The sequence below is a fragment of the Streptomyces sp. NPDC050806 genome, from assembly GCF_055586425.1.
Map to the genome: position 1 here is coordinate 170,354 of NZ_JBVJIF010000014.1, position 23,915 is coordinate 194,268.

General features: G+C 73.0%; 20 protein-coding genes. 16 read left to right on the forward strand and 4 right to left on the reverse strand.

Annotated features, from left to right (window positions below):
- Positions 1-295: 295 nt before the first annotated feature.
- Together ACZ6WH_RS36055 and ACZ6WH_RS36060 are read left to right on the forward strand one after the other, a co-directional pair.
- Positions 296-598 (forward strand): DUF4193 domain-containing protein, encoded by a 303-nt coding sequence (locus tag ACZ6WH_RS36055; protein WP_003982531.1) that lies wholly within the window; start codon positions 296-298, stop codon positions 596-598.
- A 189-nt stretch (positions 599-787) separates the two neighbouring features.
- The gene (locus tag ACZ6WH_RS36060; RefSeq protein ID WP_469733969.1) at positions 788-1,585 is read left to right on the forward strand and encodes a hypothetical protein; all 798 of its coding nucleotides are present in this window, start codon (positions 788-790) and stop codon (positions 1,583-1,585) included.
- A gap of 69 nt (positions 1,586-1,654) precedes the next feature.
- On the opposite strand, the gene ACZ6WH_RS36065 is transcribed toward ACZ6WH_RS36060, so the two are convergent.
- On the reverse strand, positions 1,655-2,098 hold the full coding sequence (locus ACZ6WH_RS36065) for a DUF3093 domain-containing protein (protein WP_432859490.1): 444 nt from the start codon (positions 2,096-2,098) through the stop codon (positions 1,655-1,657).
- A gap of 58 nt (positions 2,099-2,156) precedes the next feature.
- Here ACZ6WH_RS36065 and ACZ6WH_RS36070 point away from each other — a divergent pair, with 58 nt between their 5' ends.
- The 7 genes from ACZ6WH_RS36070 to ACZ6WH_RS36100 all read left to right on the forward strand — a co-directional run bounded on the left by ACZ6WH_RS36070 (position 2,157) and on the right by ACZ6WH_RS36100 (position 9,077).
- Positions 2,157-2,741, forward strand: coding sequence for a PaaI family thioesterase (locus ACZ6WH_RS36070; RefSeq protein WP_469733973.1), 585 nt, complete (start codon positions 2,157-2,159; stop codon positions 2,739-2,741).
- The gene (gene dut / locus ACZ6WH_RS36075; protein ID WP_469733976.1) at positions 2,738-3,277 is read left to right on the forward strand and encodes a dUTP diphosphatase; all 540 of its coding nucleotides are present in this window, start codon (positions 2,738-2,740) and stop codon (positions 3,275-3,277) included. The genes ACZ6WH_RS36070 and dut overlap by 4 nt, the downstream gene beginning before the upstream one ends.
- 1 nt (position 3,278) lies before the next feature.
- On the forward strand, positions 3,279-4,043 hold the full coding sequence (locus ACZ6WH_RS36080) for a DUF3710 domain-containing protein (protein WP_399715433.1): 765 nt from the start codon (positions 3,279-3,281) through the stop codon (positions 4,041-4,043).
- Positions 4,044-4,532: 489 nt separating this feature from the next.
- Complete coding sequence (locus tag ACZ6WH_RS36085) at positions 4,533-7,079, forward strand: ATP-binding protein (protein ID WP_469733979.1); 2,547 nt, start codon at positions 4,533-4,535, stop codon at positions 7,077-7,079.
- A 65-nt stretch (positions 7,080-7,144) separates the two neighbouring features.
- Positions 7,145-7,828: a response regulator gene (locus ACZ6WH_RS36090; RefSeq protein ID WP_361562925.1), complete on the forward strand. Its 684-nt coding sequence runs from the start codon at positions 7,145-7,147 to the stop codon at positions 7,826-7,828.
- 79 nt (positions 7,829-7,907) lie between these two features.
- Positions 7,908-8,306, forward strand: a complete 399-nt coding sequence (locus ACZ6WH_RS36095; protein WP_110944724.1) for an OB-fold nucleic acid binding domain-containing protein — start codon at positions 7,908-7,910, stop codon at positions 8,304-8,306.
- 3 nt (positions 8,307-8,309) lie between these two features.
- Positions 8,310-9,077, forward strand: coding sequence for a DUF3159 domain-containing protein (locus ACZ6WH_RS36100; protein ID WP_469733983.1), 768 nt, complete (start codon positions 8,310-8,312; stop codon positions 9,075-9,077).
- Positions 9,078-9,147: 70 nt separating this feature from the next.
- On the opposite strand, the gene ACZ6WH_RS36105 is transcribed toward ACZ6WH_RS36100, so the two are convergent.
- The 3 genes from ACZ6WH_RS36105 to ACZ6WH_RS36115 all read right to left on the reverse strand — a co-directional run bounded on the left by ACZ6WH_RS36105 (position 9,148) and on the right by ACZ6WH_RS36115 (position 11,411).
- On the reverse strand, positions 9,148-9,819 hold the full coding sequence (locus ACZ6WH_RS36105) for a potassium channel family protein (RefSeq protein WP_361562922.1): 672 nt from the start codon (positions 9,817-9,819) through the stop codon (positions 9,148-9,150).
- Complete coding sequence (locus ACZ6WH_RS36110) at positions 9,816-10,484, reverse strand: potassium channel family protein (protein WP_432859498.1); 669 nt, start codon at positions 10,482-10,484, stop codon at positions 9,816-9,818. Before ACZ6WH_RS36110 ends, ACZ6WH_RS36105 begins: the two co-directional genes overlap by 4 nt.
- 273 nt (positions 10,485-10,757) lie before the next feature.
- The gene (locus tag ACZ6WH_RS36115; RefSeq protein ID WP_469733987.1) at positions 10,758-11,411 is read right to left on the reverse strand and encodes an acetoacetate decarboxylase family protein; all 654 of its coding nucleotides are present in this window, start codon (positions 11,409-11,411) and stop codon (positions 10,758-10,760) included.
- Between the two features lie 178 nt (positions 11,412-11,589).
- Between ACZ6WH_RS36115 and ACZ6WH_RS36120 the strand changes: the two genes are divergently transcribed.
- The 7 genes from ACZ6WH_RS36120 (at position 11,590) to ACZ6WH_RS36150 (ending at position 23,862) form a co-directional block, all read left to right on the forward strand.
- Positions 11,590-13,617 carry an NAD-binding protein gene (locus ACZ6WH_RS36120; RefSeq protein ID WP_469734030.1) on the forward strand — a complete coding sequence of 676 codons (2,028 nt, stop codon included), beginning with the start codon at positions 11,590-11,592 and terminating at the stop codon, positions 13,615-13,617.
- An 87-nt stretch (positions 13,618-13,704) separates the two neighbouring features.
- On the forward strand, positions 13,705-14,811 hold the full coding sequence (locus tag ACZ6WH_RS36125; protein WP_469733989.1) for a PucR family transcriptional regulator: 1,107 nt from the start codon (positions 13,705-13,707) through the stop codon (positions 14,809-14,811).
- 461 nt (positions 14,812-15,272) lie between these two features.
- Positions 15,273-17,324, forward strand: a complete 2,052-nt coding sequence (locus ACZ6WH_RS36130) for an APC family permease (RefSeq protein WP_469733991.1) — start codon at positions 15,273-15,275, stop codon at positions 17,322-17,324.
- 100 nt (positions 17,325-17,424) lie between these two features.
- Complete coding sequence (locus ACZ6WH_RS36135; RefSeq protein WP_469733993.1) at positions 17,425-18,753, forward strand: class I SAM-dependent RNA methyltransferase; 1,329 nt, start codon at positions 17,425-17,427, stop codon at positions 18,751-18,753.
- A gap of 118 nt (positions 18,754-18,871) precedes the next feature.
- Positions 18,872-20,470 (forward strand): helix-turn-helix domain-containing protein, encoded by a 1,599-nt coding sequence (locus ACZ6WH_RS36140; protein ID WP_469733995.1) that lies wholly within the window; start codon positions 18,872-18,874, stop codon positions 20,468-20,470.
- Positions 20,471-20,820: 350 nt separating this feature from the next.
- A complete protein-coding gene (locus tag ACZ6WH_RS36145) occupies positions 20,821-22,173 on the forward strand; it encodes a type III PLP-dependent enzyme domain-containing protein (RefSeq protein WP_469733997.1) in 1,353 nt (450 codons plus the stop codon).
- 363 nt (positions 22,174-22,536) lie between these two features.
- Positions 22,537-23,862: an amino acid permease gene (locus ACZ6WH_RS36150; protein WP_469734032.1), complete on the forward strand. Its 1,326-nt coding sequence runs from the start codon at positions 22,537-22,539 to the stop codon at positions 23,860-23,862.
- Positions 23,863-23,915 lie beyond the last annotated feature (53 nt).

Below are 23,915 nucleotides of genomic sequence, written 5' to 3' on the forward strand. Positions count from 1 at the left end.
GGGCCGTCTACTCTCCGTGATCGCTTTGGCCCGCGGAAGGCCGGGAAACTCCGGGTTTCCCGGGGGGCTGATCACGGGAAGTACACGTGATGGCAAGCGCGAGGTGCGACTTTAGGACCGTGTACGGTCCTATCGCCATCCAATCCGATCACCTCTTCAGGGGTGCGGTTGGGTGTCGATTGAGTAACAGACCTTGATGTGAGGCAAAATCTCCGCCTCAGGTCGGGCACAAGTCCGGCCTCTCACGCGTTACGAGCGCTGAGACACCGCAGACACCCAGAGGGGGAGAGCGACCATGGCTACGGATTACGACACACCACGCAAGACCGATGACGACCTCAACGAGGACAGCATCGAAGAGCTGAAGTCGCGGCGGAACGACAAGTCCGCCTCGGCCGTCGACGTCGACGAGTTCGAGCAGGCCGAAGGCCTGGAGCTGCCCGGCGCCGACCTCTCCAACGAAGAGCTCGCCGTGCGGGTCCTGCCCAAGCAGCAGGACGAGTTCACCTGCATGAGCTGCTTCCTGGTCCACCACCGCAGCCAGCTGGCCGCGGAGGACAAGAACGGCCAGCCGATCTGCCGCGACTGCGCGGCCTGACGGCGGGCCGAGGTCGTGGCCCGTACGCGCCCGCGAGGGGGACCGGCGGTCTCCCGGACAGGCGCCGCACCGAGCCGCGGTCACCGGGACGACAGCGTGAGGTGAAGCTCAGTGAAACCGTTCCGTAGAGGCAATCAGGGCGAGACCGGTCCGGCGGCCGGGGCACACCCACGCGGGGAGACCGCGTCCGTGCCCACCGACCGGACCGCCCTCCCCGCGGAGCGGGGCACCGAAGCGCTGAGAGAGCGTGGCCGCGCGGCCACGCTCGCGGCCAGAACGGTCGACGGCGCCCGCAAGCGCGGCGTCACGGTGCGGTCGGGACTCGCCTGGACCGCCGACCGGATCATCGAGACCGCCCCGCGGATCCCGGTCCGCGACCTGGCCACGCTGCGCCGCCAGTTCCCCGGCCTGACCCCCGAGGAACTGGCCGACAAACTCGTCGCGGGGGCGACGAGAGGCACCGCCACCGTCGGTGCCGGAGTGGGCGCCGCGGCGATGATGCCGGTGCCGCCCGCCATGCCGGCCGAGCTGGCCGCCGAGGTCGTCGGCGTCGCCACGGTCGAGATCAAGCTCCTCGCCGAGCTGCACGAGGTGTACGGACTGCGTCCGCAGGGCGGCCTCAAGGCCCGCGGCCTGGCATACGTCCAGGCCTGGACCGAGGAGCGCGGCGTCGACATCGCCGCGCCCGCCTCACTGAACCTCGCGCTCGGCGGACAGATGAAGCGCGAGCTGCGTCAGCAGATCATGAAGCGCATGATGCGGAACCTGCCGAGCATGACGCCGTTCATGGTGGGCGCCGCGGTCGGCGCGTTCATGAACCGCCGGGACACCGCCAGACTGGCCGACAAGGTCCGCCGGGACCTGCGCCGCCGCCAGGTGCCCTGGGACGCGCTCCCGGACCCTGCCCCGGCCCCCGCGCGCAAGGGACTCACCGGCCGCGCCAGAACCGGCCGTTCCGGCCGCCGGGAGCCCGGCCGGGACGACTGAGCCCAGAGCCCCCTGAACCCAGCCCGAGAACGTCCCCGCAAGCCCCGAGAACGCCCCCGTACGGCGCCCTCAGGCCCGGATCGCGGCCAGCGCCGCCGACAACTCCTCCGGGTGCCGCGTCGACAGGTAGACGTACGGCGTCGGGTCCGCCGGATCGGTCACCTCGACCCGCACCGCCGTCGGGATGTAGCTCCGCATCACCATGAACGCACGGGTGTCGGCCTTGTACGTACGCCACGCCCGGGCCTCCTCGGCGTCCAGCACGTGCGCCTCGCCCAGCGCCTCCGCGGGGAGCTTCGCGTCCCCGGCGATCAGCGCGCCGCCGACGACCCGGATGCGGGCCGAGCCGTACGCGCTCACCAGCACGGCGGCCAGCGCGGCGCCACCCACCAGCCCGCCGAGCATCGGCAGCGTCCCGAGCGGCAGCAGCATCAGGGCGCAGGCGACGCCGACGGCCGCGGCGATCACCCACCAGGAGCGGGGTGCGGTGAGGCGTTCTTCGTACGACTGCATGGCTCCAGCTTGGCACGTGCGCGCGCGTGCTCCGCGCGCGCGGGTAGGGTCTCCACCTGTGAGTGGAGACAGGACATCGCTGACGCCGCCCCCGGACGCCGCAGCGCCCGTGCGGCACCCCGAAGCGCCCGCACCCGGCGAGCTGCTCGGCGCGCACTACGACCGCTGCTTCGGGTGCGGCGAGGGGCAGCCGCACGGCCTGCACCTGGAGGCGCGGGCCGGAGAGGGCGTGCGCGTCAGCGCCGAGTTCACCGTCAAGGAGGCCCACCAGGGCGCGCCGGGCCTCGCGCACGGCGGCGTACTGGCCACGGCCCTGGACGAGACGCTCGGCTCGCTCAACTGGCTGCTCCAGGCCATCGCCGTGACCGGCCGCCTGGAGACCGACTTCCTGCGCCCGGTGCCGGTCGGCACGGTCCTGCACCTGGACGCCGAGGTCACCGCGGTGCACGGGCGGAAGATCTACTCACGTGCCGAGGGCCGGATCGGCGGCCCGGACGGCCCGGTCGCGGTCCGCGCCGACGCGGTCTTCATCGAGGTGAAGGTCGAGCACTTCATCCAGAACGGCCGGCCCGAGGAGATCGAGGCCGCGATGGCCGACCCCGACCAAGTACGCCGCGCCCGCGCCTTCGAGGTGAACCCGTGACCGAGCCCCTTCAGACACCGCAGACGCGGCACCCCGTGGACGTACGGATCCGGCGCCTCGATCCGGAGGTTCCGCTGCCCGCATACGGGCACCCGGGCGACGCGGGGGCCGACCTCGTCACCACGGAGGCGGCCGAACTGGCCCCGGGGGAGCGCACGGTACTGCCCACGGGGGTGGCCATCGCGCTGCCCGAGGGGTACGCCGCGTTCGTGCACCCGAGGTCGGGCCTGGCCGCACGCTGCGGTGTGGCACTCGTGAATGCCCCGGGGACGGTGGATGCCGGGTACCGTGGGGAGATCAAGGTGATCGTGGTCAATCTGGACCCGCGCGAGAGTGTGCGGTTCGAGAGGTTCGACCGGATCGCCCAACTGGTCGTCCAGCAGGTCGAGAAGGTGCGCTTCCACGAGGTGGCGGAGCTTCCCGGCTCGGCGCGGGCCGAGGGGGGATTCGGGTCCACCGGCGGCCATGCGGCGGTGGGCGGCCCCACGGGCGGGAATGGATACGCATCGGTCGGTGCCGACCGGGAAGGACAGTGACGTGTTCGGACGTCGCAAGAAGAACGAGGCTCCAGACGACGCGGTCGAGGCGGTCGATCCTGCCGAGGAGACCACCTCGGACGAGTCCGGCGCGGACGACGAGAGCTACGGCGTGAACCTTCCGCCGGCCCCGCGCCCCGACGGACCCTGGGACGTCTCCGAGGTCGGCAATCCGGGCGAGGGCCGGGTGGACCTGGGCGGCCTCTTCGTACCGGGCGTGGAGGGCATGGAGCTGCGGGTGGAGGTCGCCGGTGACGCGATCGTCGCCGCGACCATCGTGCTCCAGGACAGCGCCGTGCAACTGCAGGCCTTCGCCGCGCCCAAGCACGAGGGCATCTGGGGCGAGGTCCGCGAGGAGATCGCCTCCGGCATCACCCAGCAGGGCGGCGTCATCGACACAGTCGACGGCCCGCTGGGCTGGGAGCTGCGGGCCCAGGTGCCGGTGCAGCTGCCGGACGGGACGAACGGCGTGCAGGTCGTGCGGTTCGTCGGCGTGGACGGCCCGCGCTGGTTCCTGCGCGGCGTGATCTCCGGCCAGGGCGCCGTGCAGCCGCAGGCCGCCGGGCTGCTGGAGCAGATCTTCCGGGACACGGTCGTGGTGCGCGGCGAGGGCCCGATGGCGCCCCGCGACCCGATCGTCCTCAAGCTCCCCGACGACGCGCAGATGGTGCCCGAGGGCGTCCAGCAGGACGACGCCTCGCAGTCCCGCTTCGGCGGCGGCGTGGAGCGTCTGGAGCGCGGTCCGGAGATCACCGAGATCCGCTGAGCCGGTCCGCCGCCCTTCGTGGCGGCGTGCGAACGGGCCGCGTCCCTCCCCGGAGGGTGCGGCCCGTCGGCCTGCCTGGGGGCGTGGGCGTGGGTCGGGGGAGTGCGGGCCGGGGCGGGGGCACGGGGGTGTGGGCCGTGGGCGCGGGGGACGTGGCTGCGGGCGCGGGGCGCGGACGCGTAACGCCCGCCGTACTGTGCCGTACCGTTTCGCCCCTCATCTCCCCCATAGGGGTGCTATTGAGGTCCCCTTCTCAACACAGTAGAGGGCGGCACTGACACCAGCGGCCGGCACCGACGGCACCGCGCACCGGCAACAGCGCGCACCACCGACAGCACGCCACCAGCACTCCCCCGACTGCTCCGTCAGGGTCCCGTCAAAACCGCCGGCCCGGCTCCCCGTATGCGGTTTTCCTGCCGTTCCTGGTCGGTAGGGTCGGCAGCGACAACGGCCCGGTTGTGGGCAGCTCACAAGTTGGACAATGGGGCCATGGGACGCGGCAAGCTTCGCATCTACCTCGGCGCGGCACCGGGCGTCGGCAAGACGTACTCCATGCTCTCCGAGGCGCACCGGCGCCTGGAGCGCGGTACGGACGTCGTCGTCGCCTTCGTGGAGCATCACGACAGGCCGCGTACGGAGGTGCTCCTGCACGGCCTGGAGGAGCTGGAGCGCCGGGAGCTGAGCCACCGGGGCACCACGTTCACCGAAATGGACGTGGACGCGGCGCTGGCCCGCAGGCCCGCCGTCGCGCTGGTCGACGAGCTGGCCCACACCAACGTGCCCGGCTCCCGCAACGCCAAGCGCTGGCAGGACGTCGAGGAACTGCTCGAAGCCGGCATCGACGTCGTCTCCACCGTCAACATCCAGCACCTGGAGTCACTCGGTGACGTGGTGGAGTCCATAACGGGCGTTCGGCAGCGCGAGACCGTCCCCGACGAGGTGGTCCGCCGCGCCGACCAGATAGAGCTGGTCGACATGTCGCCCCAGGCGCTGCGCCGCCGCATGGCGCACGGCAACGTCTACGCCTCCGACAAGGTCGACGCCGCGCTGTCGAACTACTTCCGGCCCGGCAACCTCACCGCCCTGCGCGAGCTGGCGCTGCTGTGGGTGGCCGACCGGGTCGACGAGTATCTCCAGCAGTACCGCGCGGAGCACTCCATCCGTTCCACCTGGCAGGCCCGCGAGCGCATCGTCGTCGGCCTCACCGGCGGCCCCGAGGGCAAGACCCTGCTGCGCCGTGCGGCGCGGATGGCCGCCAAGGGATCCGGCAGCGAGGTCATGGCGGTCTACATCGCGCGCAGCGACGGGCTCACCGGCGCTTCTCCCAAGGAGCTGGCCGTCCAGCGCACCCTGGTCGAGGACCTCGGCGGCAGCTTCCACCACGTCATCGGCGACGACGTGCCGAGCGCCCTGCTGGAGTTCGCGCGCGGGGTGAACGCCACCCAGATCGTGCTGGGCTCCAGCCGCCGCAAGGCCTGGCAGTACGTCTTCGGGCCCGGCGTCGGCGCCACCGTCGCCCGCGACTCCGGCCCCGACCTGGACGTCCACATCGTCACGCACGACGAGGTCGCCAAGGGCCGCGGCCTGCCGGTGGCCCGCGGCGCCCGGCTCAGCGGCTCCCGCGTACTGGCCGGCTGGCTCACCGGCGTGCTCGGCCCGGTCCTGCTCACGCTGCTGCTGTACAACATCGACAGCGGTCCGGGCCTCGCCAACGACGTGCTGCTGTTCCTCTTCCTGACCGTGGCGGCGGCGCTGCTCGGCGGGCTGCTGGCGGCGCTCGCCTCCGCCGCCGTCGGCTCGGTGCTGCTGAACTTCTACTTCACGCCGCCCACGCACAGCGTCACCATCGCGGATCCCGAGAACATCGTCGCCATCGTGATCTTCTTCGCGGTCGGGGTGGCCGTCGCCTCGGTGGTGGACCTGGCGGCCCGCCGTACGCATCAGGCGGCCCGGCTGCGGGCCGAGGCGGAGATCCTGTCGTTCCTGGCCGGCAGCGTGCTGCGCGGCGAGACCACGCTGGACGCCCTGCTGGAACGGGTGCGCGAGACCTTCGCCATGGACGCCGTCGCCCTACTCGAACGCGAGAGCGACGTCGAGCCCTGGACCTGCGCGGGCAGCGTCGGCGAGGGCAGGGCGCCCCGCCGCCCCGAGGACGCGGACGTGGACATGCCGGTCAGCGAGTACATGGCCCTCGCGCTCACCGGCCGCAAGCTGCCCGCTGAGGACCGCCGGGTGCTCGGCGCCTTCGCCGCCCAGGCCGCCGTCGTCCTGGACCGCCAGCGGCTGGTCGGCGAGGCGGAGCGGGCCCGTGAGCTGGCCGAGGGCAACCGCATCCGCACCGCCCTGCTGGCCGCCGTCAGCCACGACCTCCGTACGCCCCTGGCGGGCATCAAGGCCGCCGTCACCTCGCTCCGCTCCGACGACGTGGCCTGGTCCGAGGAGGACGAGGCCGAGCTGCTGGCGGGCATCGAGAACGGCGCCGACCGGCTGGACCACCTGGTCGGCAATCTGCTCGACATGTCCCGGCTGCAGACCGGCACGGTCACCCCGCTGATCCGCGACACCGACCTGGACGAGGTCGTCCCGATGGCGCTCGGCGGCGTCCCCGAGGGCAGCGTCTGCCTGGACATCCCCGAAGAGCTGCCGATCGTGGCCGTCGACCCCGGCCTGCTGGAGCGGTGCGTCGCGAACCTCGTGGAGAACGCCGTGAAGTACAGCCCGGACGGTGCGCCCGTCACGGTCGCCGCCAGCGCGCTCGGCGAGCGCGTGGAGGTACGCATCGTGGACCGCGGGCCCGGCGTCCCCGACTCCGCCAAGGACCGCATCTTCGAGCCGTTCCAGCGCTACGGCGACGCTCCGCGCGGTGCCGGCGTCGGCCTCGGCCTCGCCGTCTCCCGCGGCTTCGCCGAATCCATGGGCGGCACGCTCGCCGCCGAGGACACCCCAGGAGGCGGTCTGACCATGGTCCTCACCCTGCGCGCGGCGCCCGGCCACCCGCCGGCCACCCCCGGCCTCCCCGCCCGGGCGACGACATGACCGCGCCCGCTCCCCGTACACCGACTGCGGCGGCCCCCGGTCCGTCCGCGGGAAAGGCAGGCCCGATGACCCGGGTGCTCGTGGTCGACGACGAACCGCAGATCGTCCGCGCCCTCGTGATCAACCTCAAGGCGCGCAAGTACGAGGTGGACGCCGCGCCCGACGGCGCCACCGCGCTCCGGCTCGCCGCCGCCCGCCACCCCGACGTGGTCGTCCTCGACCTCGGCCTGCCCGACATGGACGGCGTGGACGTGATCAGGGGGCTGCGCGGCTGGACCCGCGTACCGATCCTGGTGCTCTCCGCCCGGCAGACCTCCGACGAGAAGGTCGAGGCCCTGGACGCGGGCGCCGACGACTACGTCACGAAGCCGTTCGGCATGGACGAGCTGCTGGCCCGGCTGCGCGCCGCCGTGCGCCGCGCGGAGCCCACCGGGCCCGCCGACGCCGCCGTCCTGGTCGAGACCGAGGGCTTCACCGTCGACCTGGCGGCGAAGAAGGTCAACCGTGCGGGCCGCGACGTCCGGCTCACTCCCACCGAGTGGCATCTGCTGGAGGTGTTGGTCCGCAACACCGGCCGCCTGGTCAGCCAGAAACAGCTGCTCCAGGAGGTCTGGGGCCCCTCGTACGGCACCGAGTCCAACTACCTGCGGGTCTACATGGCCCAGCTGCGGCGCAAGCTGGAGGCGGATCCGTCGCATCCGCGGCACTTCGTCACCGAGCCGGGCATGGGCTACCGCTTCGAACAGTGATACGTATCCAGGCGTCGGTGGCCCCGCTTCCCGGGCGCACGCCGTGATCCGGCCGGGAGTCGGCCGGTACGCTGGCTGTATGAGTGCTGGGACCCGTTCCGAGAAGCCGGCCGGACGCTTCCGCCGGATGCTCGACAGGCTGTCCTCCTCCGAGGAGGAGCTGCAGTCCGCCGAGCTGCAGCAGGACGCGCAGAACGCGGGCTGTACGCGGATCTGCGACTGCGACGACCGCCAGATCGTGAAGGTCACGGGCACGCTGCGGCACGTCACGCTGCGCCCTCGGGCCGGGGTGCCGGCGCTGGAGGCCGAGCTGTTCGACGGCTCGGCGGCGCTGGACGTGGTCTGGCTGGGCCGCCGCGCCATCACCGGCATAGAACCGGGCCGTAAGCTCATCGCCTCCGGCCGGATCTCCATGAGCCACGGGCGCCGGGTGCTGTTCAATCCGAAGTACGAACTCCGACCGCTCGGACAGGAGTAGCCGGTGACGTCGTTCGAGAAGACGACCACGAGCAACGAGGACCAGTCGGCGGACGGTGCGACAGCGCCGTCCGACCCACGCGGGGCGGCGAACGCCCCCGACAAGGCGGCCGCCGAGAAGGCCATCCTGGAGGCGTTCGGCGGCTTCTGGGGCATGGTCGACACGACGGTCCCCGGGCTGGTCTTCGTACTGATCTACACGATCAAGCGGGACATCCATCTCGCGGCGATCGTCGCGCTGGGCCTGACGGTCGTGCTGGCGCTGGCCCGGCTCGCCCGCAAGGAAACCCTCAAGCACGCCTTCAGCGGCGTCTTCGGCGTGGCCTTCGGCGCGGTCTTCGCGATGATGTCCGGCGACGCCAAGAACTTCTACCTGCCCGGCATGCTGTACACGCTGGGCCTCGCGGTCGTGTACATCCTCTCGGCGGTCTTCCGGTTCCCGCTCATCGGCGTCCTGCTCGGCCCGATCCTGCGCGAGAACCTGTCCTGGCGCACCCGCAACCCCGGCCGTCTCAAGGCGTACACCAAGTCCACCTGGGCCTGGGGCATCATCCTGCTCGCCAAGTCGGCGATCCTCTTCCCGCTGTACTGGTGGGGCGACGCGACGCAGCTCGGCTGGGTCAAGGTCGCGCTCGGCATCCCCCCGTTCCTGCTCTGCGTCTACCTCACCTGGATCTTCCTCGCGAAGGCCCCGGCCCCGATCGACGTGATCGCGGAGATGGAGGCGAAGGAGAAGGCCGAGGAGGCCAAGGCGGACGCGCCCGGCATGTGACCGCTCCGCGTACGGCCGAGGGCCCGGAACCGAACGGTTCCGGGCCCTCAGCCGTCGGTCGGCCTACCGCCTACTCCGTGGGCTTCCGCATCGACAGCAGGTCCTCCAGCTGCTCCTCCCGCGCCTGCGCCGCGACGAACAGCAGCTCGTCACCGGCCTCCAGCGCGTCCTCCTTGTTGGGCGTGAGCACCCGGGTCCCGCGGATGATCGTCACCAGCGAGGTGTCCTCGGGCCACTCCACGTCACCCACCTGGGTGCCCGCCAGCGCGGCCTCCGGCGGCAGCGTCAGCTCGACGAGGTTCGCGTCGCCGTGGCTGAAGCGCAGCAGCCGTACCAGGTCGCCGACGCTCACCGCCTCCTCGACCAGCGCGGACATCAGGCGCGGCGTGGAGACCGCCACGTCGACGCCCCAGGACTCGTTGAAGAGCCACTCGTTCTTCGGGTTGTTGACGCGGGCGACCACCCGCGGCACGCCGTACTCGGTCTTGGCCAGCAGCGAGACGACGAGGTTGACCTTGTCGTCACCGGTCGCCGCGATGACGACGTTGCACCGCTGCAGCGCCGCCTCGTCCAGCGAGGTGATCTCGCAGGCATCGGCCAGCAGCCACTCCGCCTGCGGCACCCGCTCCACCGAGATGGCGGTGGGCGCCTTGTCGATCAGCAGGATCTCGTGACCGTTTTCGAGCAGCTCACCCGCGATGGAGCGTCCCACCGCTCCCGCACCAGCGATCGCGACCCTCATGCGCCTGCCTCCTCGGGCCCCTCGGCGAATGCCGCCTCGACCTTCTCCACCTCGTCGGTGCGCATCATCACGTGCACCAGGTCGCCTTCCTGCAGGACGGTCTGCGAGGTCGGCAGGATCGCCTCGCCCAGCCGGGTGAGGAACGCCACCCGTACCCCGGTCTCCTCCTGGAGGCGGCTGACCTTGTGGCCGACCCAGGACGCGTCGGTGTGCACCTCGGCGAGCTGCACGCCGCCGCTGGGGTCCCGCCACAGCGGCTCGGCGCCCGAGGGGAGCAGCCGGCGCAGCATCTGGTCCGCGGTCCAGCGGACGGTCGCGACGGTCGGGATGCCCAGGCGCTGGTAGACCTCGGCGCGGCGCGGGTCGTAGATGCGGGCCGCGACGTTCTCCACGCCGAACATCTCGCGGGCCACCCGGGCGGCGATGATGTTGGAGTTGTCGCCGCTGCTGACCGCGGCGAACGCCCCGGCCTCCTCGATGCCCGCCTCGCGGAGGGTGTCCTGGTCGAAGCCGACGCCGGTCACCCGGCGGCCCCCGAAACCGGAGCCCAGCCGCCGGAAGGCGGTCGGGTCCTGGTCGACCACGGCGATCGTGTGGCCCTGGTTCTCCAGGGTCTGTGCGAGCGCGGATCCGACCCGCCCGCAGCCCATGATGACGATGTGCATCGTCCCGCTTACCCCGCACTCCTCGTAGGCCCGCTGGCCTGCCTCAACACCCTGCTCACAACTTTCTTTCCGGCGTACCGGTCCGCCCGGGGCTCCCGGCCCCGGCAACGCCCGGTCACGAGCTTATGCGGCAACGGGGGAGTTGCCCCCGCTGATGTGCGACACCACCGTAACCGGCAGGCCGGACGACGGGACTTCTGCCCTTCACCGGACGTGCCGGCCCCCGTTCACCGGATGTGCCGGTCGTGGTTCACCGGACGTTCCCCTCGCTGTTCAGGGGCGCGGGGCGGGGCCGGCCGGGCCCTGGCGGGTCCCCGCCGGGAAGAAGAAGCGCGCGGGGGAGAGGGCGAGCGCGCACAGGGGGTCCGCGCGCCGCAGCTCCGGCAGTCGCCCGCTCCACTCCAGGACGCCGAGCGGGCCGGTCCCGAGCCGTCCGGAGAGCCGCCCGGCGAGGTGGATCCGGTCCGCGCCGATCTGCCCGAAGGCATGGCCGGGGGCGTACGGCACGGGCACGCGCCACCTGCCGTGCGGTCCCACGCGGAGGGCCGCGAGCGTCCCGGTGTCGTCGGACACGCGTACGGAGTCGCCGCTCCAGGCGAAGCGGGCCATCTCCTTCGGGATGCCCCACAGGCCGCGGCCGCCGTGCAGCGAGGCCGCGGAGTCCACCCGGATGGCGTGGCAGTGCAGCCCCACGCGGCGGCCGCGGCGGACCGGGGAGGCAACCGCGAACTCGTCGTACCGGAGGGTCCCCTCCGCGTAGCGCACGAGCATGACGGCGAGTACGTGCGGGCCGCCGAGCGGCCTGAGGTCGGCGGGGAGCGGCAGCGCCTCGCGGGTGGCGAAGAGCGACAGCCACAGGGTGCCGCGGGCCCGCCAGGGAGGGGCGGGGAAGTCGGGGCCCGCCGACGGTCCGGTCCGGTCGGTCACTGAGGGTCTCCTCTCGTCAGGGCCCGAAGGCTCCCGGGGCTAGAACGCTCCTGGGGCTCGAACGCTCCTAAGGGCCGGAACGGGCTGACTCGGTGATCTTCGAACAGGCATGCTGTGCGACGTGTCCTCACTGTCTCCTGTGCCACAGCAGTCCCCACCGGCCCCGCCCACCCCGCACATGGTGGTGTGCGGCGACGACTCACTGGCCCATCGGCTCGCCGTGGAGCTGCGCGAGGTCTACCGCGAGCGGGTCACCCTCGTGGTCCCCTCCGTACGCGATCCGCGCGGCCCCCGCGTTCCCGAGCCCGCCCGCGGCCTCGGCCGGGCGAGCGCCCTCTTCGGGCGGGTGACCGCGGCGGTCGGCCGTACGGCCACCGCGGACGGCGGGCGCGCCTCCGACGGCGCGGGCCCGCCGGAAGCGGCGGAGGACGACGTACGCGTCCTCCAGGCGCCGGAGCCCGACGACGAGACGCTCACCGAGGCGGGCGTGGAGGAGGCCGGCGCGCTGGCCCTCGTCTATGACGACGACGAGACCAACATCCACGCCGCGCTGCGCGCCCGCCGTATGAACCCCCGGCTCCGGCTGGTCATCCGCCTCTACAACCGCCGCCTCGGACAGCACCTGGAGGAGCTGCTGGACCAGGCGGCCGCCGTGGTCTGGTCCGACACCTCCGACATCGACGCCTCCACCACCGTCCTGTCCGACGCGGACACGGTCGCGCCCGCGCTCACCGCCACCGCCGTGGCCGGCACCAGCAAGGTCATCGAGGTCGACGGGCTGCTGCTGCGGGCCGTGGAGCACACCCCGGGCGCGCCGGCCCCGCCGCGCGCCCACCGCGGCCTGGCCACCCTGGCCCTCCTCTCCCCCGCCGCCTCGGACGAGACCGCCCACGAGGGCGACCCGGCACCGGAGCCGCCCCCGCCGGGCCGCCACCGGCACCGCGGCGGCCACCGGCACACGGCGGCGGACGACGACGGGCCGACGCTGCTGCCCGACGACGCCGAGGCCGCGGCGGCGGCCGGCCGCGCCACCGTGGCGCTGGAGACCGTCGCCTACCGCGGGGGCCGGTCGCCGGCCCGCCGCCTCACCGGCCGCGGCGCGCCCCTCGGCTCGCTCTTCTCCCGGCGGCTGCGCTGGGCCGTCGTGGGCGTCGTCGCCACCGTCCTGATACTCGCCGTCGTCTCCACCCTGTTCACCGGCGAGCGGCCGATGCACGCGGTCTACCTCTCCCTGCTGGACCTCCTCGCGATCAACGAGCCGGCGGTCGAGGAGGACATGGTCCGCAAAGTGCTGCAACTGCTGTCCGGGCTCACCGGCCTGCTCCTGCTGCCGGTCCTGGTGGCCGCGGCCCTCGAAGCGCTCGGCACCTTCCGCAACGCCGCCCAGCTGCGCCGCCCGCCGCGCGGCCTCTCCGGGCACGTCGTCCTGCTCGGCCTCGGCAAGGTCGGCACCCGCGTCCTGGCCCGGCTGCGCGAGCTGGGCGTACCGGTGGTCTGCGTCGAGGAGGACCCCGAAGCGCGCGGCATTCCGCTGGCCCGCCGGCTGCGGGTGCCGACCGTGCTCGGCGACGCCACCGAGGACGGCGTGCTGGAGGCGGCCGGGGTCGCCCGCGCCCGTACGCTCCTCGCCCTGACCAGCGAGGACAGCACCAACCTGGAGGCGTCGCTGTACGCCAGGTCGGTCAAGCCGCAGCTCCGTGTGACGCTGCGGCTCTTCGACGACCGGTTCGCCACCGCCGTCTACCGCACCCTGCGCGCCGCCCATCCCACCGCCGTCACCCGCAGCCGCAGCGTCTCCTTCCTGGCGGCGCCCGCCTTCGCCGGCGCCATGATGGGCCGCCAGATCCTGGGTGCCATCCCCGTGGAGCGCCGGCTGCTGCTCGTCGCCCATGTGGACGTACGCGGCCAGCCGGAACTGGTGGGGCGCAGGCCGGAGGACGTGTTCCGGGCCGGGCGGCTGCGGGTGGTGGCCGTGAACATCGGCGCGTCCGCCGACCCGGCCGAGGACCCCGAGAACATGGCGGCGAACGGGCAGGGCTGGGAGCCCGCCCGGCTGGTCCGCGACCTGCCGCCCGACTACGTCCTGCGGCCCCAGGACCGCGTGGTCATCGCCGCCACCCGCGAGGGGCTGGGGGAGCTGCTGGGCCGTCGGCCGCACCCCGCCGGGTCCCGCCGGAGCGGACCTGCCGGGATCCGGCAGGATTGATAGCGTCCCGATGTCCGGGAGTCGGCAATCAAGGCCCCGGAACCGGCCCGCGGGAGCCGGGCGGAGCGGTGGCAGGGAGCACGACGAGTGGAGCGCGGCGCAGCGGAATCGCAGGACCTCGGCGGATACGCCGACCTCCTCGGCGAGATCTCGCGGACCGGGCGGCTGCCCCGCCGCGACGAGCTGGACGCCCTGCGCGAGCTGGGCGAACGGGCCGCCGAGGAGGGCCAGGGCCTGCGCGAGCTGATCGGCCGCTACCTGGGGGAGACCCGTCGGCTGTGGGGCTCGCTGCCCGGGGTGGCGCGGGCCGCGGGGGCCGGCGAGCGGGCCCGTACCGGTGACGCGCTGCTCGCGGCCGTCGAGGCGGCCGTGTCGGCGCTCGGCGAGGGCCATGAGCGGGCGCAGCGGCTCGCGGTCCGGCAGGAGGAGGCGGCCCGCCGTGAATTCGTCGACGACCTGCTCTACGGGCGCAGCGACCTGGGCCGGCTCGCCGAACGGGCCGAGCGTTTCGGACTGCGGCTGGCCGGGGAGCACGCGGTGGCCGTGGCGGAGGGCCCGGAGCGCTTCGACGACCTGCATCCGGTGGCCCGGCGCGTGGAGCGCGAGCTGCTGACCCGCTTCGGCGACCGGGACGTGCTGATCGCCACCAAGGGCGGGCGGCTGGTGTGTGTGGCGCCGGGCGGCCGGGACGGCGCCCTGGACCTCTTCGCGCAGCACGCGCGTACCGCCGCCCCCGGCGCACGCGGTGCGCACCGGGTCGCGGTCGGCCGCCCGCACTCCGGCGCCGGCGGCGTGGTCACCTCGTACGAGGAAGCACTCGGCGCGCTGGAGCTCGCGACCCAGCTGGAGCTGGCCGACCCGGTGCTGTACGCGGCCGACCTGCTGGTCTTCCCCGTTTTGCTGCGGGACCGGGCCGCCATGGCCGACCTCGTGCGCAGCGTGCTGGGGCCGCTGACCGAGGGGCGCGGCGGCGCGCGGCCGCTGCTGGAGACCATCTGGGCCTGCGCGGCGACGGCGTACGTCAACGCCGAAGCGGCCCGCAGGCTCCAGGTCAGCGTGCGCACCCTCTCCTACCGGCTGGCCCGCATCAAGGAACTGACCGGCTACGACCCGGCCGACGGGCTGCAGCGCTACACGCTGGAGACGGCGGCGATGGGGGCGCGCGTGCTGGGCTGGCCGGACCGGCCGCTGTAGCTCCTCCGGACGTCCGCTCCGCACCGGCTCCGCACGCGCCGGACGGTGGGGCAAGCGGGGGTCGGTGAGCCATCAAAATCGCGTAAAGATTGCCGGGAACCGGCAATGTGCCGAGGCCGTGGCGAATGCCACCATCGGGTCGCACCGGCGGGTGCACGGCGGGCGGCGCAGCATCAGGGGTCTGCGCGCCCGCCGGGCCGCCGGCAGCGGATCGGATGTCTCCACCCTCCACGGGGGTGAGGGTGTGGACACCCCGCCCGGGGCAGGCAGTTCCGCCTTTCGGGGGACCCGGAAGGGGGGCGTACGCGGCCCGTACGGATCAGCGGAGCAACGGATTCCGTAGCCCTGGCGGACCCGTCCGAGGGGGGCGCGGACCAGTCGGACGGCGTGTTCCGAGAGTCGCCGCGCCCCCTCGGGTGGCGGGTGGGCGGGGCCCTTGACGAAGGCTTAGCATCCTCTGCGTGTCCAAACTGACCGACGTGCCCAAACGCATCTTGATCGGGCGCGCACTGCGCAGCGACAAGCTGGGAGAGACCCTTCTCCCCAAGCGCATCGCACTCCCCGTCTTCGCCTCCGACCCGCTCTCCTCCGTGGCGTACGCGCCGGGGGAGGTGCTGCTCGTCCTGTCCGTGGCCGGCGTGTCCGCGTACCACTTCAGCCCGTGGATCGCGCTCGCCGTCGTGGTGCTGATGTTCACGGTGGTGGCGTCGTACCGGCAGAACGTGCACGCGTACCCGAGCGGCGGCGGCGACTACGAGGTGGCCAACACCAACCTCGGCCCCAAGGCGGGCCTCACCGTGGCCAGTGCGCTGTTGGTCGACTACGTCCTCACCGTCGCCGTCTCCATCTCCTCCGGAGTGGAGAACCTGGGCTCGGCGATCCCCTTCGTGGTCGAGCACAAGACGTTCTGCGCCATCGCGATGATCCTCCTGCTCACCGTGATGAACCTGCGCGGCGTGAAGGAGTCCGGGAAGCTCTTCGCCATCCCGACGTACATCTTCGTCGCCGGCGTCTTCGTCATGATCCTCTGGGGCGCCTTCCGCGGCATGGTCCTCGGCGACTCCATGAAGGCACCCACCGCCGACTACACCATCCACGCGGAGCAGGGCGGCCTCGCGGGCTTCGCGCTGGTCTTCCTCCTGCTGCGCGCCTTCTCCTCCGGCTGTGCGGCGCTCACCGGCGTCGAGGCGATCTCCAACGGCGTACCCGCCTTCCGCAAGCCGAAGTCGCGGAACGCCGCCACGACGCTGGCGCTGATGGGCGGCCTGGCCGTCACCATGTTCTGCGGCATCATCGTGCTGGCCATGGTCACCGGCGTGAAGATGGCCGAGAAGCCCGCCACCGACCTGCTGCACAACGGCACCCCGGTCGGCTCCGGCTACACCCAGAACCCGGTGATCTCGCAGGTAGCGGCCGCCGTCTTCGGCGACGGGACGCTGCCCTTCATCATCCTGGCCGCCGCCACCGCGCTGGTCCTCTTCCTCGCCGCGAACACCGCCTACAACGGCTTCCCGCTGCTCGGCTCGATCCTCGCGCAGGACCGCTACCTGCCGCGCCAGCTGCACACCCGCGGCGACCGGCTCGCGTTCTCCAACGGCATCGTGCTGCTCGCCGGCGCCGCGGTGATACTCGTCTACATCTACGGCGCCGACTCCACCCGGCTGATCCAGCTGTACATCGTCGGCGTCTTCGTCTCCTTCACGCTCAGCCAGATCGGCATGGTCCGGCACTGGAACCGCCACCTGGCCACCGAGAAGGACCAGGCCAAGCGGCGCCGGATGCACCGCTCCCGGGCGATCAACACCTTCGGCGCCACCCTCACCGGCCTCGTCCTGGTCGTCGTGCTGGTGACGAAGTTCAGCCACGGCGCCTGGGTCGCCCTGCTCGGCATGGTCATCTTCTACGTCACGATGACCGCGATCCGTAAGCACTACGACCGGGTCGCCGAGGAGATCGCCGCGGCGGACTCGCCCGACGACGAGGTCGCCCGCCCGTCGCGGGTGCACTCCATCGTCCTGGTCTCCAAGGTCCACAAGCCGACCCTGCGGGCCCTGAACTACGCCAAGCTGATGCGCTCCGACTCCCTCGAAGCGGTCAGCGTGGACGTCGACCAGGCCGAGACCAAGGCGCTGCGCGAGGAGTGGGAGCGCCGCGGCATCGAGGTCCCGCTGAAGGTCCTGGCCTCCCCGTACCGGGAGATCACCCGGCCCTTCATCGAGTACGTGAAGTCGCTGCGCAAGGAGAGCCCGCGCGACGCGGTCTCCGTCTTCATCCCGGAGTACGTCGTCGGCCACTGGTACGAGCACCTGCTGCACAACCAGTCCGCGCTGCGCCTGAAGGGCCGGCTCCTCTTCACCCCGGGCGTGATGGTCACCTCCGTCCCCTGGCAGCTGGACTCCTCCGAGGCCGCCAAGGTCCGCGCCCGCAAGCGCGCCGAGTGGAACGCGCCCGGCTCGGTCCGCCGCGGCCCGGTCACCCAGCCGAAGAAGGAGAAGGCGGCCACGAAGAAGTAGGGAGCGCGCGCCCCGGTGGTCATGGGGGTGGTACGGCGGGACGTAGACTAGAAGGCTGTTGTCCCGCGGTACCACCCCACGTTTTTGGAGCTCACTCGCCATGCCGGAAGAACCGAAGAAGTCCCTGGTCGGCGAGGAGTATGAGGTCGAGGTCGGCCCCGTCGCGCACGGCGGCCACTGCATCGCCCGTACGCAGGAGGGCCAGGTCCTCTTCGTACGCCACGCCCTGCCCGGCGAGCGCGTGATCGCCAAGGTCACCGACGGCGAGGAGGGCGCCCGCTTCCTCCGCGCCGACGCGGTGCAGGTCCTCACCCCCTCGAAGGACCGGGTCGAGGCCCCCTGCCCGTTCTCCGGCCCCGGCCGCTGCGGCGGCTGCGACTGGCAGCACGCCAAGCCGGGCGCCCAGCGCCGCCTCAAGGGCGAGGTCATCGCCGAGCAGCTGATGCGTCTCGCGGGCCTGACCCCCGAGGACGCGGGCTGGGACGGCACGGTTGTACCGGCCCCCGGCGACAAGCTCCCCGCCGGCGAGGTCCCCGCCTGGCGCACCCGCGTCCAGTACGCCATCGACGCCGACGGCCGCGCGGGCCTGCGCAAGCACCGCTCGCACGACGTCCAGCCGATCGACCGCTGCCTGATCGCCGCCCCCGGCATCTCCGAGCTGGGCATCGAAAAGCGTGACTGGCCGGCGATCGCCACCGTCGAGGCCATCGCCGCCTCCGGCTCGCACGACCGCCAGGTCATCCTCACCCCGAAGCCCGGTGGCCGCCTCCCCATCGTCGAACTGGACAAGCCGGTCTCCGTCCTCCGCATCGGCGAGAAGGACAAGGCCGTCCACCGCGTCCACGGCCGCCCCTTCGTCCGCGAACGCGCCGCCGAGCGCACCTGGCGCGTCGGCAACGGCGGCTTCTGGCAGGTCCACCCGCAGGCCGCCGACCTCCTCGTCGAAGCGGTCATGCGCGGCCTGATGCCCAAGAAGGGCGACATGGCCCTGGACCTCTACTGCGGCGTCGGCCTCTTCGCCGGTGCCCTCGCCGACCGCGTCGGCGACAAGGGCGCCGTCCTCGGCATCGAGTCGGGCAAGCGCGCGGTGGAGGACGCCCGCCACAACCTCGCCGACGACGACCGCGTCCGCATCGAACACGGCAAGGTCGACCAGATCCTCCCCCGCACCGGCATCGACGACGTCGACCTCGTCGTCCTCGACCCGCCCCGCGCCGGCGCCGGCAAGAAGACCGTCGAACACCTCGCCTCCCTCACCCCCCGCCGCATCGCCTACGTGGCCTGCGACCCGGCCGCCCTCGCCCGCGACCTCTCCTACTTCGCCGCGGCCGGCTACGCCCCGAAGCGCCTCCAGGCCTTCGACCTGTTCCCGATGACGCATCACGTGGAGTGCGTGGCGATTCTGGTGCCGGAGGGGAAGCAGGGCTGACGGCACGGGCGCCTTCGGTCACGCGGCCCGTGTCCGCCGAGTGACCGGCAGGGTCCTCGTCCCCGGTATCGGGGACACTGGCTCCATGGAACCCCGGCCGAGTGTTGATGATCCGTTCGTGACCGGTTCGCGTGGGGGTGCGCCGTCCCTCGGGGAGGTGCTCCGAGCCGGGGGGATGGAGCTGGTCGAGGTCGTGCGGGCGCCTCGGGGGCTGGATGTGGCCGTGCGCGGGGTCGGGGTGTTCGACGCGGGGGAGACCTTGGAGGCCGCGGGGCAGGTGCTTGTCGCGGTGGGGGTGGACACCTCGTCCGCGGACGCTCCGCGGGTGTTGCGGGACGCCGCGCGGGCGGGGGCTGTCGCGCTGGTGATGCGGCGGGGCGCGGAAGGCGTGTCGGAGCGGCTGGTCGCGGAGGCCGACGAGGGCGGGACCGCGTTGCTCGAGCGGGCGTCGTGGATCGAGTGGGGGGAGTTCATAGGGCTGCTGCGGGGGGCGCTCAGCCGGGGCGGGGCGCGGCAGGAGGCGGCTGTCGACGTGGCGCTCGGGGATCTGCCGGGGCTCGCCGTCGCGCTCGCGGCGCTGGTCGGGGGCGCGATCACGATCGAGGACCCGGACTCGAATGTTCTGGCGTACTCGCCCACCGCGGACACCGCGGACCCCTTGCGGCGGCTGACGATCCTGGGGCGGCGGGTGCCGCAGTGGCGGGTGGCCGAGCTGGCCGAGAGCGGGTTCTTGCAGACCTTGTGGGCGACGCCGGATGCGGTGCACCGGCCCGCCGACGGGCGGTTCCCGGAGCGGCTCGCCATCGCCGTGCGGGCCGGGGACGAGATTTTGGGGTCGTTGTGGGCCGCCGCCGATGGGGAGCCGCTGCCCGACGGCGCACGCGACGCGCTGCGTGCCGCGGCGGAGACCGCCGTGCCGCATCTGCTGCACCACCGCCTGCGGTCCCGGTCCGCGGCGTCCCGCCGCAAGCAGGCGGTGCGGGCCCTCCTCGAAGGGCGGCAGCCGGACGTGCCGGACTCGGCCGCGGCCCTGGAGGTCGACCCGCAGGTCCCCTGCGCGGTACTGACCGTCGCGGCGGCGCCGCCCGCGCCCCTGCCGGACGTGCTCGACCGTGCCCTGCACCTCGCGTCGCTGCGTGCCGCAGCGCACCACAGCCCGGCCTTAGCGTACCGCGACGGTGACCGGCTGGACGTACTCCTCACCGACCCGGCAACGGGTGCGGCACACCGTTTCGGTGGCGAGCTGGCCACGGTGCTGCGCGGCAGCGGCGTACGGCCGCTGGTCGCCATCGGGCCCGTCGGGGCCGGGCTGGGCGAGGCCGCCGCCTCGCGGGCCGGGGCGGAGCTGGTCCTTCGGGTCCTGCGGGAGCGCGGTACGCCCGAGGTCGCCTCGACCGATGATGTGCGGCACGCGCTGGACGCCATGCGGGTGGTGGACGCGGTGTCGGAGCTGAGCCCGTCGGCGACGGACGCGGTACGGGAGCTGCTCGCGTACGAGGCGGAGCACGGTACGGATCTGCCGCGCACCGTCGCCGTGCATCTGGCCTTCTTCGGGGACGCCGCGGCGACCGCGCGCCGGCTCGGGATCCACCCCAATACGCTGCGCTATCGGCTGCGGCGGGTGCGGGAGCTGTTCGGGCTGGACCTGGAGGACGCGGACGTACGGCTGCTGACCGAGCTGGGACTGCGCCGGGCCGGGCTGATCCCGCCGCTCTGATCCCGCCGCCCTGATCCCGCCGGGGTGAGGCGGGGAGCCGCAGCGAGGCCGGGAGCCGCAACGCGGCGGGGTGCCGCAGTGAGGCCGGGCGGCGCAGTGAGGCGGCCGCGGGGCGTTGGTGCGGGCCCACCATGTGCGCGGACCGTCGGTTGTGCTGTCGCACCACGACGGCGGGGCCGCGGCTCGGGGTTTGTGCACGTCGACAGTGGCCGACGCCAGGACTTCGTCGTCCGGCACGCAGACACCGCCCCGCGCCGACCCGCACAGTGACGGGGGTCGGTTTCCGACCGCTCGCAGGGGACATCCGTACAGGACCCCACCGCCCCCGTACAGAAGGCAGGTCATGCCCCATGGCTCTCGATTCCGTCGCCCGCAGGGAAGCGGCCGTGCGCGCCGCCGTCGAGCAGGGGCTGGTCGGCCCGGAAGCGCCCGTGCTCGGGCTGCTCGACGTGGACGGTGTCCGGGCCACGGTGCGGGAGCTGCGGGAGGCGTTCGCCGTCGAGGGCGGTGGGGAAGTGCTGCACACCTTCGCCGTGAAGGCGGCCTCGCTCGTGCCCGTTCTCGCGCTGCTGAACGAGGAGGGCGTGGGCGCCGAGGTGGCGAGCCCCGGTGAGCTGGAGCTGGCGCGCGCCGCCGGCGTGCCCGCCGGGCGCATCGTCTTCGACTCGCCGGCCAAGACGGTCGGCGAGCTGCGTGACGCCCTCGCGCACGGCATCGCGGTGAACGCCGACAACGCGCAGGAGCTGGCCCGTATCGACGCGCTGGTGGCGGAGGCGGCCGGGCCGGTGGTCTCGCCGGTCGGGATACGGGTGAACCCGCAGGTCGGGACCGGTTCCATCGGGGCCATGAGCACGGCGACGGCCACGTCGAAGTTCGGCGTGGCGCTGCGGGACGAGGGCGCCGAGCAGTGGATCCTCGACGCCTTCCGCGACCGTCCCTGGCTGACCCGGCTGCACACCCACACCGGCTCGCAGGGCGTCCCCCTGGAGCTGATGGCCGAGGGCGTACGGGTCGTGTACGAGCTGGCCGAGAAGATCAACGCGCAGGCGGGGCGGCAGCAGATCGACACCCTCGACATCGGCGGCGGCCTGCCGGTGAACTTCGCGTCGGAGGAGGTCACGCCGTCCTTCGCCGAGTACGCGGAGCTGCTGCGCGCCACCGTGCCGGGGCTGTTCGACGGGCGGTACGCGCTGGTGACGGAGTTCGGCCGCTCGCTGCTGGCCAAGCAGGGGCTGATCGCCGCGCACGTGGAGTACACCAAGACCTCCGGCGGCCGGCGCATCGCCGTCACGCACGCCGGTGCGCAGGTGGCGACCCGTACCGTCTTCGTGCCCGACTCCTGGCCGCTGCGGGTCGGCGCCTTCGATGCGCGGGGCCGGGCCAAGACGGCACCCGGGCTGGTGCAGGACGTGGCGGGGCCGTGCTGCTTCGCCGGGGACCTGGTGGCCCGCGGGCGCGAGCTGCCCGAGCTGGCTCCGGGCGACCTGGTCGCGCTGTACGACACGGGCGCGTACTACTTCTCGACCCATTTCCACTACAACAGCCTGCCGCGCCCTGCCGTGGTCGGCTATGTGGTCGACGACGCGGGCGCGGTGACGTTCGCGCAGGTCAGGGCGGCGCAGACGGTCGCGGAGGTGCTGGCGGAGAGCGGCGCGGGGCAGGCGGCCGCGCTCACCGGGCTGCGGTCGGGACCCCGGCCGTGACCATGGCCGTCAGCTCGGCTACCCACCAGTTCATAGTTGCCTGAGCAAACGGTTTAGGGTGGCCCGGTCACCCTATGGACATACCGGCCATGCCTCTCGGCGCCGGCCCACTTCAACAGGTACGCCGCGCTGTATGCGCGCGACCCGCGCACGCCCGGAAACGGGCGGTGCGCGGCGTACCGCTATGCACGGAGAACCATGGAGCACACAGCAGAAGCCGAGCAGGCGGCACCGCCCACGCCGGCCACCGGAGCCCCCGCGGCTCCCGGTACTCCCGCGGCCCCCGGCACTGCCCCCGCGGCCTCCGCCGCCCCGGTCCGCGAGGGCGGTTACGCCGCGGGCCTGCGCAACCGCCAGGTCCAGATGATCGCGGTCGGCGGCGCCATCGGCACCGGCCTCTTCCTCGGCGCCGGCGAGCGGCTGCACGCGGCGGGCCCGATCCTGGTCGTGGTCTTCGCCGTCACGGGCCTGTTCGCCTTCTTCATCGCCCGCGCCATGGGCGAGCTGGTCATGCACCGCCCGACCTCGGGCTCGTTCGTCTCGTACTCCCGGGAGTTCCTCGGCGAGAAGGCGGCGTACACCGCGGGCTGGGTCTACTTCCTGCACTGGGTGTGCAGCGGCATCGCGGAGATCACCGCGGTCGCCATGTACCTGCACTACTGGGGGGCGTTCCGCGACATCCCGCAGTGGACGCTCGCGCTCTTCGCGCTGCTCGTGGTGCTCACCGCCAACCTCATCTCGGTGCGCTGGTTCGGCGAGTTCGAGTTCTGGTTCGCGATCATCAAGGTCGCCGCGATCATCGCGTTCCTCGCCATCGGCTGCTGGCTGCTGGCCAGCCGGCACCCCGTGGACGGCCACAGCACGGGGCCGCAGCTGATCGCCGACCACGGCGGCATGATGCCCAACGGGCTGCTCGCCTCCGTCGTGCTCATCCAGGGCGTGGTCTTCGCGTACGCGGCGATCGAGATGGTCGGCATCGCGGCCGGCGAGACGGAGAACCCCCGCAAGGTCATCCCGCGCGCCATCAACTCCGTCTCCTGGCGCATCGTCGTCTTCTACGTCGGCACCGTGCTGCTCCTGGTACTGCTGCTGCCCTGGAGCGCGTACAAGGCGGGCGAGTCGCCGTTCGTCACGCTGCTCGGCAAGCTGGGGGTGCCCGGCGTCAGCGGGGTGATGAACTTCGTGATCCTCACGGCGGCCCTCTCCAGCTGCAATTCGGGGCTGTACTCGACGGGCCGCGTGCTGCGGTCGATGGGGCTCGCCGGTTCGGCGCCGAAGTTCACCACGCTGATGAACAAGCGCGGCGTGCCCTACGGCGGCATCCTGCTCACCGCGTCCTGCTACATCCTCGGCATCGTCCTCAACTACGTCGTGCCGGAGCGGGCGTTCTCCATCGTGCTGAACTTCTCGGCGATCACGATGATCGGCACCTGGGTGATGATCATGATCTGCCAGATGGTGCTGCGCCGCCGGTCCGCCCGCGGCGAGGTCGAACGCCCCGCCTTCCGGCTCCCCGGCGCCCCCTTCACCTCCTGGCTCACCCTCGCCTTCCTGGCCGGCGTCGTGGTCCTGATGTGCGTGGACGGCGGGGACGCCGCGTGGTCGGTGGCCTGCGTGCCGCTCATCGTCGCCGCCCTGGTCGGCGGCTGGTTCCTGGTACGCGGCAAGGTCGCGAGCGGCGGGCGCTGACGGTGGGCCCGTGCGGCGTGCGGTGACCGGTCGTGCGCCGCGCGGGCCGTCGC

Excerpts from the sequence above, each read along its gene's own strand:
- ACZ6WH_RS36055 (WP_003982531.1), top strand. The coding sequence starts at position 296 with ATGGCTACGGATTACGACACACCACGCAAGACCGATGACGACCTCAAC.
- ACZ6WH_RS36065 (WP_432859490.1), bottom strand. The coding sequence starts at position 2,098 with ATGCAGTCGTACGAAGAACGCCTCACCGCACCCCGCTCCTGGTGGGTG.
- ACZ6WH_RS36085 (WP_469733979.1), top strand. The coding sequence starts at position 4,533 with ATGGGACGCGGCAAGCTTCGCATCTACCTCGGCGCGGCACCGGGCGTC.
- ACZ6WH_RS36090 (WP_361562925.1), top strand. The coding sequence starts at position 7,145 with ATGACCCGGGTGCTCGTGGTCGACGACGAACCGCAGATCGTCCGCGCC.
- ACZ6WH_RS36095 (WP_110944724.1), top strand. The coding sequence starts at position 7,908 with ATGAGTGCTGGGACCCGTTCCGAGAAGCCGGCCGGACGCTTCCGCCGG.
- ACZ6WH_RS36105 (WP_361562922.1), bottom strand. The coding sequence starts at position 9,819 with ATGAGGGTCGCGATCGCTGGTGCGGGAGCGGTGGGACGCTCCATCGCG.
- ACZ6WH_RS36110 (WP_432859498.1), bottom strand. The coding sequence starts at position 10,484 with ATGCACATCGTCATCATGGGCTGCGGGCGGGTCGGATCCGCGCTCGCA.
- ACZ6WH_RS36120 (WP_469734030.1), top strand. The coding sequence starts at position 11,590 with ATGGTGGTGTGCGGCGACGACTCACTGGCCCATCGGCTCGCCGTGGAG.
- ACZ6WH_RS36135 (WP_469733993.1), top strand. The coding sequence starts at position 17,425 with ATGCCGGAAGAACCGAAGAAGTCCCTGGTCGGCGAGGAGTATGAGGTC.
- ACZ6WH_RS36145 (WP_469733997.1), top strand. The coding sequence starts at position 20,821 with ATGGCTCTCGATTCCGTCGCCCGCAGGGAAGCGGCCGTGCGCGCCGCC.
- ACZ6WH_RS36150 (WP_469734032.1), top strand. The coding sequence starts at position 22,537 with ATGATCGCGGTCGGCGGCGCCATCGGCACCGGCCTCTTCCTCGGCGCC.